This is a genomic window from Streptomyces blastmyceticus, from assembly GCF_039521185.1.
Lineage (GTDB): Bacteria > Actinomycetota > Actinomycetes > Streptomycetales > Streptomycetaceae > Streptomyces > Streptomyces blastmyceticus.
The window spans coordinates 73,323-92,623 of record NZ_BAAABW010000013.1; the positions used below are offsets into that span (position 1 = coordinate 73,323).

At 69.5% G+C, this 19,301-nt stretch carries 10 protein-coding genes; 9 read left to right on the forward strand and 1 reads right to left on the reverse strand.

From position 1 onward, the window contains the following. The first annotated feature begins 455 nt into the window (after nt 1–455). From ABD269_RS10585 to ABD269_RS10595, 3 genes are all read left to right on the forward strand, one after another. Nucleotides 456–2,057, forward strand: coding sequence for a M48 family metalloprotease (locus ABD269_RS10585; protein ID WP_344117532.1), 1,602 nt, complete (start codon nt 456–458; stop codon nt 2,055–2,057). 64 nt (nt 2,058–2,121) lie between these two features. After that, nucleotides 2,122–3,183, forward strand: coding sequence for a hypothetical protein (locus ABD269_RS10590; protein ID WP_344117534.1), 1,062 nt, complete (start codon nt 2,122–2,124; stop codon nt 3,181–3,183). A 241-nt stretch (nt 3,184–3,424) separates the two neighbouring features. After that, on the forward strand, nt 3,425–4,711 hold the full coding sequence (locus ABD269_RS10595) for a condensation domain-containing protein (protein WP_344117536.1): 1,287 nt from the start codon (nt 3,425–3,427) through the stop codon (nt 4,709–4,711). Between the two features lie 28 nt (nt 4,712–4,739). On the opposite strand, the gene ABD269_RS10600 is transcribed toward ABD269_RS10595, so the two are convergent. After that, nucleotides 4,740–5,759 (reverse strand): helix-turn-helix transcriptional regulator, encoded by a 1,020-nt coding sequence (locus ABD269_RS10600; protein ID WP_344117537.1) that lies wholly within the window; start codon nt 5,757–5,759, stop codon nt 4,740–4,742. 183 nt (nt 5,760–5,942) lie between these two features. On the opposite strand from ABD269_RS10600, the gene ABD269_RS10605 reads away from it, so the two are divergent. From ABD269_RS10605 to ABD269_RS10630, 6 genes are all read left to right on the forward strand, one after another. Continuing rightward, a complete protein-coding gene (locus ABD269_RS10605) occupies nt 5,943–7,187 on the forward strand; it encodes an MFS transporter (RefSeq protein WP_344117869.1) in 1,245 nt (414 codons plus the stop codon). A gap of 310 nt (nt 7,188–7,497) precedes the next feature. Then, nucleotides 7,498–8,532 (forward strand): TauD/TfdA family dioxygenase, encoded by a 1,035-nt coding sequence (locus ABD269_RS10610; protein WP_344117538.1) that lies wholly within the window; start codon nt 7,498–7,500, stop codon nt 8,530–8,532. Beyond that, nucleotides 8,529–10,397 carry a non-ribosomal peptide synthetase gene (locus ABD269_RS10615; protein ID WP_344117539.1) on the forward strand — a complete coding sequence of 623 codons (1,869 nt, stop codon included), beginning with the start codon at nt 8,529–8,531 and terminating at the stop codon, nt 10,395–10,397. Before ABD269_RS10610 ends, ABD269_RS10615 begins: the two co-directional genes overlap by 4 nt. Nucleotides 10,398–10,462: 65 nt before the next feature. Continuing rightward, nucleotides 10,463–11,239: a thioesterase II family protein gene (locus ABD269_RS10620; RefSeq protein WP_344117540.1), complete on the forward strand. Its 777-nt coding sequence runs from the start codon at nt 10,463–10,465 to the stop codon at nt 11,237–11,239. A gap of 57 nt (nt 11,240–11,296) precedes the next feature. Then, nucleotides 11,297–11,497, forward strand: coding sequence for an MbtH family protein (locus ABD269_RS10625; protein WP_344117541.1), 201 nt, complete (start codon nt 11,297–11,299; stop codon nt 11,495–11,497). Nucleotides 11,498–11,525: 28 nt separating this feature from the next. Then, the gene (locus ABD269_RS10630) at nt 11,526–19,208 is read left to right on the forward strand and encodes an amino acid adenylation domain-containing protein (RefSeq protein ID WP_344117542.1); all 7,683 of its coding nucleotides are present in this window, start codon (nt 11,526–11,528) and stop codon (nt 19,206–19,208) included. Nucleotides 19,209–19,301 lie beyond the last annotated feature (93 nt).

The following is a 19,301-nucleotide window of genomic DNA, read 5'->3' on the forward strand; positions in this document are numbered from 1 at the left end:
TCTCGACTTCCTGAGCTGCCGGGTGTCGCCGAACAGGCTTCACCGTCGCGGGCAGCCGGGGCAAGGCCGCTTACCTTTGCATTCCAGCCAGAAAACAATGATCGATGCAGTATCAATGCATTGTAGGACCATACGACCTGTCTGGCCGGGTCGGAAAATGGGAGAAAGGTTCGTCCCGAAGGGCTGCTGCGGACCGAAAGGGGGGCCTCGCGCCGCCGCGGGCAACAGGCGCGCGCCGGAGTGTGTGTCCGCCACGGGAAACGCCATGTGACGGAAAATGATGCAGAGCCGGTGCGCGCGTGACCAGTGGCCGCCGGCTGGGAGTGGGGCCGCGCAGCGGGATTCGGCGTCTGGCGAAAATGATCCGATCCGTGCGCGATTCGCACATATGATCCTCTCACTCTGATACTTCTTGATGTGGGGGGCTCTGCTCGGTGGGCGCATCTCCGCGCGCGGTGCGCGCATTCGTCCTGTTGGCCGGCTTCTATCTGGTTGCCCTCTGCGTGCTCGGCGTGCTCGCCGGGGCCGGTACCGCGGCCTGGGTCTGGGCTCCGCACCTGGTCGCGATCAAAGTGACCGTCATCTGCGCCCTGCTGGGATTCCCGGTCCTGCGGGGTGTCTTCGCGCTGGGCACGGGCACGGGGGACGGGGAGGAAGCACTGCCGGTCACCGAGACCGATCAGCCCGAACTGTGGCACGCCGTACGCTCGTTGGCCGAGCGCTCCGGGACCCGTGCGCCCGACGAGATCCTCCTCACCGGGGAGGTGAACGCGGCGGTATCCGAGGACGCCCGGCTGCTGGGCCTGTTGCCCGGCCGGCGCCGCCTGTACCTCGGCGTACCGCTGCTGACCGGCCTGACCGAACCGCAGCTGCACTCCGTGATCGCCCATGAGCTGGGCCACTACGGCAACGCTGACACCCGCCTCGCGGGCATCACCCGGCGCGGCCGCGACTGCGTGATACGGACCGTGGCCGCCTTCCAGGAGCGGGAGCACAAGCGGATCGGCAAGGAGCGCTCCCGGCAGGAGGAGGCGGCCGCCAGGCGGCTGCGCAAGGGCCGGAAGGCCAAGCGCGTGGACACCCGGGGTGCCGGTTTCGGGTACCGGATGACGGCCAAGCCGTTCCAGGCATACGCGCGGTTCTACCTGCGGGCCACCAGCAGCGTGGGCCGGCAGCAGGAGCTCGCCGCCGACCGGATGGCGGTCCGGGTCGCGGGCCGCGACGCCACGGCCTCGGCACTGCGGGAGATCGCGGCGCTCGACGCCGCCCACGACTTCTACCAGAGCCGGTACGCCCTGCTGGGCGTCGAGGCGGGCCTCCTCCCGCCGCGCGGTGAGGTCTTCGGCGGCCTGCGCCACCTGCTCGCCGACCCGCGACGCCGGTCCGATCTGGCGGAGCTGCGCTGCGAACTGCCGCCCGGCGAGAAGTCCCCGTACGACTCGCACCCCCCGGTCGCCGAGCGGGTGCGCCTGATCGAGGCGCTGCCTGACGACGGCCTCGCGGCGGCCCCGGCGAGGCCCGCGCTGACACTGCTGCGCGAGGCCCGACGGGTGCTGGCACAGCTGGAAGACATCATCCTCACCCCGGAAGCGCTGACCATGGAGCGGGCGGACTGGCCGGAACTGACACACCGGGGGATGCACGCCCTGGCGGCGGCGGCCGCCGAGCCGCTGCGGACGGCACTGGCCGCGGCGGGTGTTGCCCCGGGCAGCGCCGCGGGGGACCTCACGGCCCTGCTGGACCGTGCCGATGCGGGACAACTCTGGCTGGTCGCAAGCCACTTGCCCAAGTCGCCCGAGGCGGCGCGGGCGACCGGCCGGGCGGCGCAGGAGTTCCTGCGGCCGGCACTCGAAACCGGAATGCGGCGCCTGACGGAGCTGGCCCTGGTGGAGAAGGCCGGGGCGTACTGGGAGCTGTCCTGGTCCGACCAGGCGCGGCTACGGCTGCCGGGGGCCGCATACGCCGGTGGGACGGAGGAGACGGTGGCGGCCGCGGTACGGGCGGCTGCCGCGGGCGCTCCGGACACCGCACCGCTGCGAACGCTCCTCATGCACTGAACCCCGACTGAACCCCACAATTCGCAAATCCACGAACTCGCAACTGATCGGACCGTAGAAACCCATGCCCGGGATCCTCCCGCTCATCGTCCTCGCAGCCATGCTCTTCTTCTGGCTGCGCTCCAGGAAGCGCGCCAAGCGCGCGGAGGGACTCGCCGCCGAACTCGGCGCGGGCCTGCTGCCGCCGGAGCGCCAGAACACGGACCGGGCATACCCGGACCCCGAGGCGGAAGCCGTGCTGGCGGCCCTCTCCCGGGGCGAGTGGCAGCCCGCCGCCCAGGCGCTCGCCGCCGCGGGCACCGACTGGGAACGCCGCTCCTACCTCGTCGGCGTCGTCGCGAGGCAGGCGGCCGAGGACGACACCTGCCTGCGGGCCTGGCAGGCCGCACGCCCCGACGACCCGGACGCGGCCGTGGTCCACGCGGACGCGAAGGTGTCGCTGGCCTGGCAGATCCGTGGCTCGGGCTGGGCCAAGGACACCACCGACGAACAGGCCGCCGGTTTCCTCCGGGTGCTGCAGGAAGCCAGGGAGGACTTCGCCAGGGCCGCATCCCTCGCCCAGCCCGGCGACCCCACCCCGTACCTCCTGCAGATCCCGCTGTACATGGGCCTGGGCGCACCGCACGAGGCACTGCACCAGCTGTGGGCCGAGGTCACCGCCCGCGCCCCGTACCACTACGAGGCGCACTGGTACGCGCTGCAGTACTGGAGCGCGAAGTGGTGCGGCTCCAACGACCTCGCCCGCAACTTCGCCGCGCAGGCCGCGGCGACGGCCCCGCGCGGCAGCCTGCTGACCATGTTCCCGCTGGTCAGCTGGTACGAGCACAACGACGACGAGGCGCCGCAGGAGGCCTACGGCTGGCCGGAGATGCTGGCGCTGACCGATGCCGCCCAGGCGGATGTCGCCGCGGCGCGGCCGGACCACCCCAGGGTCGCGGAGGTCCGGCACCTGCTGGCCTACTGCCTGACCAAGCAGGGCCGGCACGAGGCGGCCCTGGGACAGTTCCGGCTGGTGGACGGCTACGTGGAGGCCCTGCCGTGGCGCTACTACAGCGACCCGGCCAAGATCTTCTGCCACGTCAGGGACAGCGCGCTCAAGGGCGCGGCAGCGAAGGCCGATGGCTGAACCCCACGGCTGTTGAGGCCGGCGGGCCGGGGGAACAACCGCCGTTGAAGGTCCGCCGGAGCGAGGTCGGCCGGCGGTGCCGGTGCGGCGGCCCGGCCCTGCCCGCCGCGCTCTGCCCCTCGGGTGCACGACAGACGCGAACACCACCCCCACTTCGGCCTGTGCCCCGGCCGATGTGGCTGCAAGGGTTGGGCTCACGACGGATTCCGAGACGTCTGGAGCGACGAACGTGCATGTCCCCTTGACCGCATTCCAACTGGAGATCTGGATATCCCAGATCCTGGAACCGAGCAGCACGGTCTACAACGTCGGTGACTACTACGAGATCACCGGCGTCGTCGACGCGGCGCTCCTGGAACGGGCCGCCCGTATCGCCGTGGACGAGGCCGGGTCGCTGGGCGCGCGGTTCGTCATGGGGCCCGACGGGGCACCGGCCCAGGAACTGGCACCGGCGGAATGGGACTTCGACGTCCTCGACCTGAGCGACACACGCGATCCCGAGGCGGAGGCCCTGGCCTGGATGCGTGCGCAGTTCGACCGGCCGGTCGACCTCACCCGCGGCCCGTTGCTCACGGCAGCCCTGATCAAGGTGTCGGCCGACCGCCACTTCTGGTACCGGCGCTTCCACCACATCCTGATCGACGCCCACAGCTTCGCCGCCCTTGCCCGCAGGACGGCGGATCTGTACAACTCCCTGCAGAGCGGGGCGCCCTCGACCCCGAATCCCTTCGCGCCCGTCACGGTCGCGGTCGAGCACGAACGGGCCTACGCGGCGGGCCGCCTGTGCCGGGCCGACCGGGACTTCTGGGAGAAGGAGGCTGCCGAATGGCCGGTCACGGGGCGTCTGAAGGCGGCCGCGCCGCCCGCGCCCGTCGCCCGGCACGGCGGCCACCATCTGCCGCGGCCCGTGGTGGATGCGATCAATGAGCAGAGCGAGCGGTTCGGGGTGTCCCCGGCGCACTTCCAGATCACGGCGGCCGCCCTGTACCTGTGGCAGGCCACCGAAGCCGACGAGGTGACCTTTGGTTGCTCCGTGTCGGGCCGCACCACCCGCAAGCTGCGGGACGTCGTCGCACCGATGTCGAACATCCTGCCGATGCGGGTGGCGGTGGAACCGGACCGGTCCGTACTGGACACGTTCCGGCAGGCGGACGGCCGGATCCGGCAGGCGCTGCGCCACCACCGATACCGCTACGAGGAGTTCCGGCGCGCGCTGTCCGCCAGACCGGGCCCCCCGGAGCAGCACGGTGTCGGACCGCTGGTCAACATCATGAATTTCGACCGCGATCTGCGCTTCGGAGCGGCCACGGGCGTGGTGCACACACTGGTCACCGGCCCCATCCCGGACCTGAGTTTCTTCTTCGACGCACGCGCCGTGAGCGAGGGTGCCGCCATCGGGGTGGAGGCCAATCCCGCCAACTACTCGGTGGAGGAGGCACAGCGCCACGCCGACGGCCTCGGCCTCCTCGTGAGGCAACTGGCCTCGGCCGAACCGGCGACGGCCGTGCGCACTGTAGGCCGGGGCTGACGGGCCGGTGCCGACGGAGCGCCGGGGCTCACTCCTGGTCCCGGACGGCCCCGCCGGCACGGAGCTGTCCGAGGAGGTAGCCGGCCTGGAAGCGGCTCGTGGCGCCGACGGCCTTCATGATCTCCGAGACATGGCGCTGGCAGCTGCGTACCGACATGCCCAGACGCCGTGCGATGGACTTGTCCTCCAGGCCCTCGGAGAGCATGGCGGCGATCGACTCCTGGATCTCACCGGAGATGCGCAGAGCGGACGCCGAGTCGAAGGTGACGGGGAACGGTGAGGCACGACGCCAGCAGCAGTCGAAGAAGGCCCGCATGCAGTGGATGAGATGGGGCTCGCGCACCACCAGCGCCGCGTGCGGATCGTCCGGCAGACCCAGCAGCGCCACCCGGTGGTCGAAGATCAGCATGCGGCAGAGGCCCTCGGCCTGGGTGCGGACCTCCGCTCCCAGCCCCGTCGTCCGCCGCACGTGCTCCACGGTCGGCTGGTGGTAGCGGGCGGTGTGCTGATAGAGCGTGCGCATGGCGACGCCGCGCGCCAGTCCTCGGCGGTCCCGTTCGGCGGCCTCCTCCAGGGCAAGGGGCGAGCGGGGGCCGCCCGGTTGCGCGGCCAGTACCTCTTCCTGGCAGGAGAGCATCAGTTCCTCGATGGTCTCCTGCACGACACAGAGGTCGGTGATCAGCTCCAACGGTTCCGCGTCGGATCGGTGTGCCCAACCCGACTCGTAGACCGGGAGCAGTGACTCGAACGTCCAGCGGAGCTGCTCGATCTCCTCGTGCTGTTCCCGGATATAGCGTTCCATCGGGCGCAGCAATCGGTCGGCGGCGACCCGTGGTGGTACGACGGTGAAGTGACCGGGCTCCTTTTCGGCGCGGGACAGCAATCGCATTTCCAGAAGTTCTTTGAGCACCCGTTCCGCGGTGTCGTAGTCAAGTCCGAGAGTGCCGAGGTCCTTTGGGCCGCATACGGCCCGCTGTGCCGCGAATTCGAAGACACCCAGAGCTTCCTGGCTCAGCTCGATCTGGCCGAACGGCCTTGAGATATTCATGGCTCTCCTGTTGTGCCGGCGCTGTCCGCCGATGAGAAGAAGCCTAGGCACGAGTGGTCAACAACCAGTCAACGTCGAGCAGAGGGGAATCTTCACGTGAAAGTGAGAGGCCGGGAAGAAAGGCAGGCCGAGGCAGGCGCGGACGGCACCGGCCGGACGGCGGGGCGGTCGGGTCGCGGCGGACTGCTGCGCCGGCACCGGGATTTCCGGATGCTGTGGTGCGGTGAGTCCGCCGGTAAATTCGGTGCCTCGGTCACGAGTGTGCTGCTGCCCCTGGCCGCGGTCTCCGTGCTCGACGCCGGCACCTTCGAGGTGAGCCTGCTCAACGCCGCCACATGGTTGCCCTGGCTGGTGATCGGACTCCCCGCCGGGGTCTGGGTGGACCGGCTGCGCCGCAGGACGGTCATGCTGGTCAGCGACGCCGTCTCCGGCGCCCTGTTCCTGAGCGTACCGGTCGCTGCCTGGCTCGGAGCGCTGGGCTTCGGTCAACTCCTGGTCGTCGCCCTGCTGGCCGGGTCGGCGGCGGTCTTCTTCCAGACCGCGTACACCGCTTATCTCCCCACGATCGTCAGCGCGGCCGACCAGGCGGAGGGGAACGCGAAGCTGCACGGCAGCGCCTCCGCCGCGCAGATCGTCGGATTCGGCTCCGGCGGACTGATCGCCCAGTCCGCCGGAGCGGTCAACGGGATGCTGACCAACGCGGCGACCTTCCTCGTCTCCCTGGTGTGCGTGGCCCGTATCCGGCACCGGGAACCGCCCCCTCCGGCCGTCGCGGCCGAACGGGGGCGCGGCGCGCTGCTCAGAGAGGTGAGGGAGGGCGTGGACCTGGTCGTACACGATCCGTACCTGCGAAGTCTCACGCTCTTCGGGGCCACCTCCAACCTCGTCCTGGGCGGCTGCAACTCGCTCCTCGTGGTGTTCCTGGTCCGGGAGGTCGGCCTGTCCTCCGGCACGGTGGGGGCCCTGGCGGCGGTCGGCGGAGCCGGTGGGGTGCTGGGCGCGCTGCTGGTACGACGGTGCGTGGCCCGCTTCGGGACCGCCCGCTCCCTGCTGTTGTTCGAGCTCGGAGTCCCCGCGCTCGCCCCGCTCACCGCGCTCACGACCCGAGGTGCCGGACTGGTGTTCTTCGTCGTGGGCTACGCGGCGGTCTCGCTGGGCGTGGTGGCGGGCAACGTCATCAAGGCGGGCTTCATCCAGGGGTATTGCGCCTCAGGGGTACTCGGCCGGGTCACCGCGTGTTCGGCGTTCCTCAACTACGGAACGCTGCCGCTCGGCGCCCTGGCCGCCGGGGGGCTGGGGACCTGGCTCGGGCTGCGCACGACGATGTGGCTGCTGACCGTGGGCATGCCGCTGGCCGCGCTGATCCTGTACTGCTCACCGATCCGCGCCCGCCGGGATCTCCCGGTGCGGGCGGCCGGGACGAACTGAGCGATTCGTACACCACCGTTCCGTATACCCCTGCCCGCCCCTCTCGTATATGTGACAGGCGCGAACACCATCCCCGAACACCCCTGGGGCGCGGCACTTTTTGCTGACAACGTGAAACCCCTCGGACCCGGCCGAGGAATCGCCATCGCATCCGGACGGGGGAGGAAGCACACCATGAATCATTCCTGGGGCCCTGCGCAGAACACGCCCCACCTTTTGACGAAGCAGTGCGACACCGGATGGGGATGAACTCTCCGGAACAGCACATGAGGAATTTCACAAGCAACGCCACGAAAGGAAGCGCACCACGATGAGTTCTGCCCAGTCCGGCAGCGTCGGCATACCCACCTGGACCGTCGAGCCCGGAAAACCGGCGACGACACAAGTCCCCAGGTTCGCCCAGGCCGACGAGGCGTGCCAGTGGCTCACCTCGATCCACTCGGAGCTGCGCGAGGCACTCCACCGGTACGGCGCGCTCTACCTCCGTGGCCTCCCGGTCAACGATGTCGACGACTTCGCGAAGGTGCGCGATGCCCTGGTGCCGCGCCGCACGGCCTACCGGGAGAAGGCCACCCCGCGCAGCAGCTACGGCAACGACGTCTACTCCTCCACCGACCTCCCGCCGAACCAGCCCATCCGGATGCACAACGAGAACAGCTACACCCTGACCTTCCCGGGGCTGCTGCTGTTCTCCTGCCTCACCGCGCCGGAGGAGGGCGGGGCGACACCGGTCGCCGACTGCCGCGAGGTGCTGCGCCGCCTGCCCGCCGACCTGGTCGCACGGATGCGCTCCGCCGGCTGGCTGCTGATGCGCACCTACTCGGAGCACATCTCCCTGGACTGGCGGACCGCCTTCGCGACCGACAGCCGGGAGGGCGTCGAGAAGTACTGCGCGGACAGCCTCATCTCCTGCGAGTGGGACGCGTCCGACGGCCTGAGCACTCGGCAGCTCCGGCCCGGCATCATCCGGCACCCGGAGACGGGCGAGGAAGTCTGGTTCAACCACATGGCCTTCTGGAACTCCTGGTCCCTGGACGAGGAGCTCCGGCAGGCCCTGCTCGACGAGTTCGGGCCCGACCGGCTGCCCTTCGAGACCGCCCTCGGCGACGGAGCGCCCCTGACCCGGGAGGACATCGACACGATCAACGCCGCATACGAGGCCGCGACCGTACGCGAGACCTGGCAGCCGGGCGACGTGATGCTCGTCGACAACGTCCTGAGCACCCACGGCCGTGACCCCTTCCGGGGCGACCGGCGCATCGTCGTCGCCATGGGCGACCCCGTGGAACTCGCGGACTGCCGGCCCACGGTGGCCCCCGCCGCACGAGAGGAGCAGGCCGCGTGACCACCATTCCCGAAGGGCCGAACGACAGCACGCAGGCCCCGGAGCCCCGCCGGGACCACCCCCTCGACCTGCTGGCCCGCTTTCAGCAGGCGGTAGTGGCCACACCGGACCGGACGGCGGTGCACGACGGAGTCAGCAGCCTGACCTTCGCCGAACTCGACCGACGAACGGCCCAGGTGGGCGAGGCGCTGACCGCACGAGGCGCCGCCCCCGGTGAACGGGTCGGCGTCAGCCTTCCCCGCAGCACGGACCTCGTTGTCGCCCTCCTCGCCGTATGGCGGATCGGCGCCGCCTACGTCCCGCTCGACCCCGCGTACCCGTCGGAGCGCCTCCACACGATGGTGCGTGATGCGGGCATCAGGACCCTGCTGACGGGCGGCGACGACCGGAGGACGTGGCCGACGGACGTGCACCCCCTCCCCGTCACGGAGCTCCCCGCTCCGGCGGACGGGCACCCGGCGCCGCCGGTCCGCACTCCCGCGCACGCACCGGCGTACGTGATCTACACCTCCGGCTCGACGGGCACCCCGAAGGGCGTCGAGACCACCCGGGGCGGCGTGGCATCCCTGGTGGCCGGGCTGGAGGGGGCGGGCATGTACGCCGAGCAGCCCCGCGTCGTCGCCTGGAACGCCAGCGTCTCCTTCGACGCCTCCGTTCAGCAGTGGGCCCGGGTGTGCCGGGGCGACACCGTGATCGTGCTCGGCGAGGACGAGCGCACCGACCCCGGCCGACTGAGCGAGATCCTGGACAGGCACGGTGTGCAGGACCTGGACCTGACGCCGTCGCACTGGCACCTGCTCCGCGACGACCTGCTGGTGCGCGCCGCCGAGGGACGGCGACTGAGGCTGTTCATGGGCGGCGAGCCGGTGCCCGAGCGCACCTGGCGGGAGCTCGCGGCCGAATGCGCCGCCGGGCGGCTCGAAGCGCTCAACCTGTACGGTCCCACCGAGTGCACGGTGGACGCCACCGCCACATGGGTCGAGGGCGACTTCCCGCACATCGGCCACCCACTGCCGGGCGTCCGCGCCCATGTCCTGGACGCCGCACTGCGGCCGGTGGCGGACGGTGAAGAGGGCGAACTCTACCTGGCGGGCGCCGGAGTGGCGGCGGGGTACGTGAGCCGGCCCGCGCTCACCGCGACACGGTTCGTCGCCGACCCGTTCGCGGCCGACGGCACCCGGATGTACCGCACCGGGGACAAGGTGCGCCGCCGCGCCGACAAGGCCCTGGAGTACCTGGGGCGCATCGACCGGCAGGTGAAGATTCGCGGCTACCGCGTCGAGCTGGGGGAGATCGAGGCCGCGCTGACCACCCACCCCGGTGTGGCGACCGCCGTGGTCACGCTGCACAGCAGCCCGACCGCCGGGGAGCAACTGGCCGCGTACCTCGTCGCGGCAGACGGCACCGAGGGTCGCACAGCGGCTGCCGTGCCGACCCCGGACGCCCTGCGGGAGCACCTGGCCGGAATCCTGCCCCAGTACATGCTCCCGACCGCGTATGTCACCCTCGACGCCCTGCCGCTGACGGTGAACGGCAAGGTCGACCTCGCCGCCCTTCCCGCCCCCGAACAGGCCGCGGATGGGCAGCCGGCCGCACAGGCGGAGGAGGGCGCGGCGCAGCACCACGCCCCGGACGGCGAGGTCGAGACGCTCATAGCGGATGTGTGGTCCGAGGTACTGGGCCGTGCGCACATCCGGGCCGACGACGACTTCTTCGCCATGGGCGGCCATTCGCTGATCGCGCTGCGCGTCGTCGCCCGGCTGAAGAAACAGCTCGGTATCGCCCTGTCCACGCGCGAGGTCTACCGGCACCCCCGGCTGAGGGACCTGGCGCAGCACGTCGAGACCGTGCGCGCCGGTCACTGAGCAGTCCCGCCGCCCCCGGCCGGTCATGCCCCGGCCGGGATCCGTTCGAGAAAGAGAGGGCCACGATGGCCGTACGACAGGACACCACCGTCATCCGGATCAAACAGCCGGACCACACCACCCGGCGCACGCTCCTCTGCCTGGGCTTCTGCGGCGGAGGCACCGGGCCCTACCACGCGTGGAGCGAGAAAGTCCCCGCGGACGTGGCCCTCTCCGCCATCTGCTACCCCGGCAGGGAAGGCCGTTTCCTGGAGCCGTGCGCGACCGACTGGGAGGAGCTCGCGGCCGACACCACGGCGGCCGTGCTCTCGGCCGTCGACGGACCGTACGTGCTGTTCGGCCACAGCATGGGCGGTTGGATGGCGTTCGACGTGGCGGCCCGTATCGAGAACTCCGGCGGTCCGCTGCCCGAGGCACTGGTCGTCTCCTCGTGCAACGCGCCCGACCGCGGCCTGACGCCCCGCGACATGTTCCCCGCGCGCCAGGACAGCGACGCGGAGCTGCTGGACTGGATGCTGAGCAACGGCTTGATGCCCGCGCACGTCCTGGAGGATCCCGACCTCCAGGAGATGGCGGTCGAGCTCATGCGCGACGACATCCGCGTCCGTGACACCTTCCGCTACAGGGCGGGAACCTCCGTGAGCGTCCCGGTGCAGATGCTTTCCGCGACCGACGACGACGTCATCGAGAAGGACGCCGGAGACCAGTGGCGCAGGGTCGCGCGCGGACCCTACCGCCACGACGTACTGCCCGGCGGGCACTTCTACACCCCGGACATCTGGCGCGACCTGCCCGTCCGGATCACCGCGCTCACCACTCCCACGGCCCCGGCCCCCGCCTGACCCCGCCCGTCCTCCCGCTCGTCCCCACCCTGCTCCTGGTCAGAAAGGACCCCTCTCGTGACGAACCCCTTCGAGAACCCTGACGGCACCTACCTGGTCCTGGTCAACGAACACAACCAGCACTCCTTGTGGCCCTCGCACCTGGCACCCCCCATGGGCTGGACCGTGACGCGCGGCGCCGCCGGCTACCAGACGTGCCTCGACCACATCGAGGCGAACTGGACCGACCTGTCGCCGAAGTCCCCCGTGGGTCACTGAACCGTTCCCGGATCTCCAAGGAAGTGTCATGACTGAAGTGCAGAACCTGCCGGTGGAACAGACCGCCGACACGGGGTACGGCAACGGCGGCTCCGGACGCGGCCGTGGACCGCGGTCGGTGCAGGAGGAGTTGCTGTGCGGACTGTTCGCTCAGGTGCTCAACGTTCCCAGCGTAGGGGTGGATGACAACTTCTTCGCCCTGGGTGGCCACTCGTTGAGGGCCGCTCAGCTGCTGAGCCGCATCCGTTCGGTGCTGGGTGTGGAGTTGGGGGTTCGGGAGTTGTTCTCCGCGCCGACGGTGGCGGGTTTGGCGGGGCGGTTGGTGGAGGGGGCGGTTGTTCGTCCTTCGGTGGTGGTGCGGTCGCGGCCGGAGGTGTTGCCGTTGTCGTTTGCTCAGCAGCGGTTGTGGTTTCTTGACCGTTTGGAGCAGAGTCCGACGTACAACGCGCCGTTCGCTTTCCGGGTGCGGGGCGGTGTTGATGCGGGAGTGCTGCAGGCTGCGGTGAATGATGTGGTGGCTCGTCATGAGGCGCTGCGTACGGTATTCCCCGCGGTTGACGGCGAGCCTTCCCAGCGCGTGCTTGGCACGGATCAGGCACGCGTTGATGTGAAGGTGGTGCGGTGCTCCGCCGAGGAACTGCCCGTGCAGCTCCAGGCCGCCGCTTTCTCCCCCTTTGATCTTGCTGTTGAGTTGCCGTTCCGGGTGTCTTTGTTCTCGGTTGATGCTGATGAGCATGTGTTGTTGTTGGCGTTGCATCACATTGCGAGTGATGGGTGGTCGGAGGCGCCGCTGCTGCGGGATCTGTCGACGGCCTATCGGGCTCGTCTTGGTGGTCAGGCTCCTGCATGGCAGGCGTTGCCGGTGCAGTACGCCGACTACGCGCTGTGGCAGCGTGAGCTTCTTGAGGGTGTAGGGGCGGAGCAGGCGGAGTTCTGGACCCGTGCTCTGGCTGGTCTCCCGCAGGAGCTTGCTCTTCCCACCGACCGTCCGCGTCCCGCGCAGGCCACCTACAACGGTGGGCTCGTTCACTTCCACATCCCCGCCGAACTCCACGCCCGCCTGGAGTCCGTGGCCCTCAACCATGGAGCAACCCTCTTCATGGTCCTGCAGGCCGGCCTGGCGACGTTTCTGACACGTCTGGGCGCGGGCACTGACATCCCCCTCGGCACGGCCACGGCCGGCCGTGGAGACGAAGCACTCGATGAGCTCGTGGGGTTCTTCGTCAATACGCTGGTGCTGCGTACTGACACTTCGGGGGATCCGACGTTCTCGGAGTTGCTGCGGCGGGTGCGGGAGAGTGACCTGGCGGCCTTCGCTCATCAGGATCTGCCTTTTGAGCAGTTGGTGAAGGAGCTCAACCCGGAGCGCACCGCCGCGCGGCATCCGTTGTTCCAGACCATGCTGGTCCTCCAGAACAACGCCGAGGGGACCCTCGACCTCCCGGGCACCACCGCCACCCCTCGGCAATTCGACACCGCACCCACCAAATTCGACCTCGGCTGGAGCCTCGCGGAACAGCGGGATGCGGACGAGAGACCTGCGGGGATCGCGGGAATTCTCCAGTTCGCCACCGACCTGTTCGACCACTCCACCGCCGAGTCCCTGTCGCGCTGCCTTGTACGCCTCCTCGATTCCGTCACCGCGGCTCCGGATGCTGCTGTCGGTGTGCTGGAGGTTTTTGAGTCGGTTGAGCAGGAGCGGGTGTTTGTGGGGCGTGCGGGTGAGCGCCGTCGTGCGATTGAGGCTGCGGGGGTGATGGAGGAGTGCGGTGATGAGCGTGGTCCGCGGTCGGTGCAGGAGGAGTTGCTGTGCGGGCTGTTCGCTGAGGTCCTCAAGGTTCCCGGTGTAGGCGTCCACGACAATTTCTTTGCTTTGGGGGGTCACTCGCTGCTTGCTACCCGGTTGCTTGGGCGTATTCGTTCGGTGCTGGGTGTGGAGTTGGGGGTTCGGGAGCTGTTCTCCGCGCCGACGGTGGCGGGTTTGGCGGGGCGGTTGGCGGAGGGGGCGGTTGTTCGTCCCGCAGTGGCGGTCCGGTCACGGCCGGAGATGGTTCCGCTGTCGTTTGCTCAGCAGCGGTTGTGGTTTCTTGACCGTCTGGAGCAGAGCCCGACGTACAACGCACCGTTCGCCTTCCGGGTGCGGGGCGGTGTTGATGCAGGGGTGCTTCAGTCAGCGGTGAATGATGTGGTGGCTCGTCATGAGGCGCTGCGTACGGTATTCCCCGCGGTTGACGGCGAGCCCTTCCAGCGGGTGCTCGATGCCGACCAGGCGTGTGTCGATGTGAAGGTGGTGCGGTGCTCTGCCGAGGAGCTGTCCATGCGGCTCCAGGCCGCCGCTTTCAGCCCTTTTGATCTTGCTGTTGAGTTGCCGTTCCGGGTGGCTTTGTTTTCGGTCGATGTTGATGAGCATGTGTTGTTGTTGGCGTTGCATCACATTGCGAGTGATGGGTGGTCGGAGGCGCCGCTGTTGCGGGATCTGTCGGCGGCCTACCGGGCTCGTCTTGGCGGTGAGGAGCCTTGGTGGCAGCCGTTGCCGGTGCAGTATGCCGACTATGCGCTGTGGCAGCGCGAGCTCCTGAACAACGTGGAGACAGAACAGAACAAATTCTGGACCCGTGCTCTGGCCGACCTTCCTCCGGAGCTTGCTCTTCCCACCGACCGTCCGCGCCCCGCGCAGGCCACTCACACCGGCGGGCTGGTCCACTTCCACATCCCCGCCGAACTCCACACGCAACTCGTATCGTTGGCCCGCGACCACGGCGCGACGACCTTCATGGTCCTGCAGGCAGGTCTGGCGACGCTGCTGACCCGCCTCGGTGCGGGCACCGATATCCCTCTCGGTACGGCTACGGCCGGCCGCACCGACCAGGCGCTCGACGACCTCGTGGGGTTCTTCGTCAATACGCTGGTGTTGCGTACCGATACTTCGGGGGATCCGACGTTCTCGGAGTTGCTGCGGCGGGTGCGGGAGAGTGATCTGGCGGCCTTCGCTCATCAGGATCTGCCTTTTGAGCAGTTGGTGAAGGAGCTCAACCCGGAGCGCACTGCGGCGCGGCATCCGTTGTTCCAGACCATGCTGGTCCTCCAGAACAATGCGGAGGGGACCCTCGACCTCCCGGGCGCCACAGCCACCCCTCAACAGCTCGACATCGCACCCACCAAGTTCGACCTCAGCTGGGGCTTTGCGGAGCATCACGGCGAGGACGGGGCGCCATGCGGAATGGCCGGTTTGCTGCACTACGCCGCCGACCTCTTCGACCACTCCACGGCGGAGACCCTTGCCCAGCGCCTGCTGCAACTCTTCAGCGCCATCACCGCGGCTCCGGATGTCGCTGTCGGTGTGCTGGAGGTTTTTGAGTCGGTTGAGCAGGAGCGGGCGTTTCTGGGGCGTGCGGGCGAGCGCCGTCGCGTGATCGAGGCTGTGGAGGAGGAGTGTGATGATGAGCGTGGTCCGCGGTCGGTGCAGGAAGAGCTGCTGTGCGGACTGTTCGCCGAGGTCCTCAAGGTGCCCGGTGTAGGCGTCCACGACAACTTCTTTGCTTTGGGAGGTCACTCACTGCTCGCTACCCGGTTGCTCGGGCGTATTCGTTCGGTGCTGGGTGTGGAGTTGGGAGTTCGTGAGCTGTTCTCCGCCCCGACGGTGGCGGGTCTGGCAGCGGGGTTGGCAGAGGGGGCGGTTGTTCGTCCCGCGGTGGCGGTCCGGTCACGGCCGGAGACGGTTCCGCTGTCGTTTGCTCAGCAGCGGTTGTGGTTTCTTGACCGTCTGGAGCAGAGCCCGACGTACAACGCGCCGTTTGCCTTCCGGGTGCGGGGTGGCGTTGACGCGGGAGCGCTGCAGTCAGCGGTGAATGATGTGGTGGCCCGTCATGAGGCGCTGCGTACGATATTCCCCGCCACGGGCGGTGAAGCCTGCCAGGTGATCCTGGCGCCCGCGGATGCGCGGGTGAAGGTGACAGTGGTGGAGTGTGCTGCCGAGGACCTGCCTTCCATGGTCCAGGCGTCGGCGTTCGCTTCGTTCGATCTTGCTGTTGAGTTGCCGTTCCGGGTGTCTTTGTTCTCCGTCGACGCTGATGAGCATGTGTTGTTGTTGGCGTTGCATCACATTGCGAGTGATGGGTGGTCGGAGGCGCCGTTGCTGCGGGATCTGTCGACGGCCTATCGGGCTCGTCTTGGTGGTCAGGCGCCCGCGTGGCAGGCGTTGCCGGTGCAGTATGCCGACTACGCGCTGTGGCAGCGTGAGCTTCTTGAGGGTGTAGGGGCGGAGCAGGCGGAGTTCTGGACCCGTACTCTGGCCGGCCTTCCTCAGGAGCTTGCGCTTCCCGCCGACCGTCCGCGCCCCGCGCAGGCCACCCACACCGGTGGGCTCGTCCATTTCCACATCCCCGCCGAACTCCACGCACAACTCGAAAACCTCGCCCGCAGCCACGGCGCGACCCTGTTCATGGCCCTCCAAGCCACGCTGGCCGGACTGCTGACCCGCCTCGGTGTGGGCACCGATATCCCCCTCGGTACGGCCACGGCCGGCCGCACCGACCAGGCGCTCGACGACCTCGTGGGGTTCTTCGTCAATACGCTGGTGCTGCGCACTGACACTTCGGGGGATCCGACGTTCTCGGAGTTGTTGCGGCGGGTTCGGGAGAGTGATCTGGCGGCGTTCGCTCACCAGGACTTGCCTTTTGAGCAGTTGGTGAAGGAGCTCAACCCGGAGCGCACCGCGGCGCGGCATCCGTTGTTCCAGACCATGCTGGTCCTTCAGAACAATGCGGAGGGGACGCTCGACCTCCCGGGCGCCACCGCCACTCCTCAGCAGTTCGACACCGCACCCACCAAATTCGACCTGGACTTCACCTTCGCCGAGAGCCGCGGCGAGAAGGGCGAGCCCCGTGGCATCGACGGTCTGCTGCACTACGCCGCCGACCTCTTCGACCACTCCACCGCAGAGTCCCTGATCCGACACTTCAACCGCGTCCTCAACGCCGCCATCACGAACCCCGAGGCCACCATCGGGTCCCCGGAGCTGCTCTCTCCGCCGGAGCGGGAGCGTGTCCTGGTGCAGTGGAACGACACCGCTCGCCCACTGCCCGACGACCGGTTGCTGCACGAGATCTTCGAAGAGCAGGCGCGGCGCATCCCCGGTGCCACGGCGCTCGTGGACGTGCAGGGTGCGTGGACGTTCCAAGAGTTGAACAACCGGGCGAACCAGCTGGCCCGGATGCTGATCGGGCAGGGCGTGGGACCGGAACAGCATGTGGCCACCCTGCTTCCGCGTACCGGAGAACACCTCGTCGCCATGCTGGCCGTGCTCAAGGCAGGCGCCTGCTACGTGCCGCTGGACCCGGAGTACCCGGTGGACCGGCTGGTTCTCATGCTGGAGGACGCCGCACCGGCGGTGCTGCTGACGGACACGGACCACGCTGCCCGGCTCCGGCCGCACTGTGGGACGACACTGTCGCTGCTGGCCCTCGACGACCCCGCCGTGCGCGCCACCCTCAGCCGGTATGCGTCCGTGGACCTCGGCCCCGGCGACCGGTCCGTCCGGCCGAGCCCGGACCATCTCGCCTACGTGATCTACACATCCGGTTCGACCGGTCAGCCGAAGGGCGTGGCGGTCGAACACCGCAGCCTTTCCAACCTGTTCCACGGCCACCTCGGCGAGGTCTACGCGTCCCAGCCGGCGGACGGTCACCGGATCCGGGCCGCACTGACCGGGCCGTTGACGTTCGACTCCTCCTGGTGCCCGGTGCTGTGGATGATGGGCGGCCACGAGCTGCACCTGATCGACGACGAGACCCGCCGCGACCCGCAGGCGCTGGTCGAGTACGTCGCCGCTCAGGCCATCGACTACCTGGAGGTGTCCCCCACCTTCTGCCGCCAGCTGATGGCCGCGGGGCTGCTGTCCGACGGACAGGCGTCGCGCCCGCGCATTATCGAACTCGGTGGTGAGGGCTGCGACCAGGCCCTGTGGACCGACCTGCGGGCTGTGTCCGGCACGCGGGTCGTCAATGGCTACGGCCCGACCGAGGGAACGGTGTACGTCTCGTACGCGACCGTCGCGGACCACGATCGGCCGACGATCGGCCGTCCCATGGGGAACAACCGCGTGTACGTGCTCGACGAGGGCCTGCGGCCGGCTCCGGTCGGGGTGATCGGCGAGCTGTACCTGGCGGGCACGGGCGTGGCACGCGGTTACGTGGGCCGCCCGGCCCTGTCGGCGCAACGGTTCGTGGCCTGCCCGTTCGGGGAGCCGGGCGAGCGGATGTACCGGACCGGGGACTTGGTCAAATGGCGCGCCGACGGGGTGCTGGAGTACGTGGGCCGCGCCGACGACCAGGTGAAGATCCGAGGGTTCCGCATCGAACCGGGCGAGGTGGAGGCGGTCCTCGCCGGGCACGACGCGGTCGGCCACGTGGCCGTGACCGTTCGCGAGGACCGCCCGGGCGACCGCCGCCTGGTGGCCTACGTGGTCGCCGGGCGCGACGGCGAGGCGGGCTCCGATCTGGACCCGGGCGCACTGCGCCGGTTCGCGACGGAGCGGCTGCCGCGGCACATGGTGCCGTCGGCGTTCGTCCTCCTGGACGCCCTGCCGCTGACCTCTCGCGGAAAGCTGGACCGGCGGGCACTGCCCGCGCCGGGCGACGGAGCGGCGGTGAGCCGCCGCGGTCCGCGGACGGTGCGTGAGGAGCTGCTGTGCGGGCTGTTCGGGCAGGTGCTCGGGGCGCCCGCGGTGGGTATCGACGACGACTTCTTCGCGCTCGGCGGCCACTCGATGCTCGCTACGCAGCTGATCAGCCGGGTGCGTTCGGTGCTGGGAGCCGATCTGGACATCAGGACCCTGTTCGACGCCCCCACCGTCGCCGACCTCGCCGAGCGGCTCGACGAGGCCGAAGGCCGGAGAGAGGACTCCCTCGCCGTTCTGTTGCCGCTCCGCAGGGTCCGTCGGTCGTCCGGCACACCTCTCCCGGGCGATGCCTCCTCGCCCCGGCCGCTCTTCTGCGTCCACCCGGCGGCGGGCGTCAGCTGGGTGTACTCCGGCCTGCTCCGTCATCTGCCCTCGGACCAGCCCTTGTACGGTCTCCAGGCGCACGGGCTCACGCAACCGGATGCTGCTCCGGCGAGCCTGGCCGAGATGGTGGAGGCCTATCTGGCGCAGATCCGGTCCGTCCAGCCGGAGGGCCCGTACTCCCTGCTCGGCTGGTCCTTCGGCGCTGTCGTGGCCCACGAGATGGCGGTGCGGCTCCAGGAGGAAGGGCAGCGCGTCGACTCCCTGGTGCTGATGGACGGCTACCCTGCCGACGGCATCCCGGTGGAGCGAACTGAGAGCGAACCGGGTGAGGGGACCGAGGACGCGGCGGAGCTCACGCACGCCCTGTTCGCGTCACTGGGACATCAGCCCGAGTCGTCCGCTGAGGACACCGGCCCGCTCGCTCTGCTCGGGGACCAGGGCCTTGCGGCCATGATCCGGGTGTTCGCCCACAATGCCCGCTTGCACGACGGCTTTGTGCCGAGGACATTCCAAGGGGACGTACTGGTCTTCGAGGCGACCGAGGACAAGGCCCCGGGCTCGGCCCGCCCGGACGACTGGCGGCCCCATGTGACGGGCCGGATCGAGGTCACCCCTGTACGGGGAGCGCACGGCGAGCTGACCCGTCCGGACCAACTCGCCCAGATCGGCCCCGCACTGGCCGACTGGTTGGCCCGACACGGGCAGTAAGGTCCCCACCGAAGTGGCCAGGTCCCGCCCGGGTGCTGCGACAGCGCACCCGGGCGGGACCTTTGGCATGGCCTCCGGTCGCGGTAACGGGGG

What these genes read in the sequence shown, in the direction of transcription:
- ABD269_RS10610 (WP_344117538.1), top strand. Translation starts at nt 7,498, where the DNA reads ATGAGTTCTGCCCAGTCCGGCAGCGTCGGCATACCCACCTGGACCGTC.
- ABD269_RS10590 (WP_344117534.1), top strand. Translation starts at nt 2,122, where the DNA reads ATGCCCGGGATCCTCCCGCTCATCGTCCTCGCAGCCATGCTCTTCTTC.
- ABD269_RS10620 (WP_344117540.1), top strand. Translation starts at nt 10,463, where the DNA reads ATGGCCGTACGACAGGACACCACCGTCATCCGGATCAAACAGCCGGAC.
- ABD269_RS10630 (WP_344117542.1), top strand. Translation starts at nt 11,526, where the DNA reads ATGACTGAAGTGCAGAACCTGCCGGTGGAACAGACCGCCGACACGGGG.
- ABD269_RS10600 (WP_344117537.1), bottom strand. Translation starts at nt 5,759, where the DNA reads ATGAATATCTCAAGGCCGTTCGGCCAGATCGAGCTGAGCCAGGAAGCT.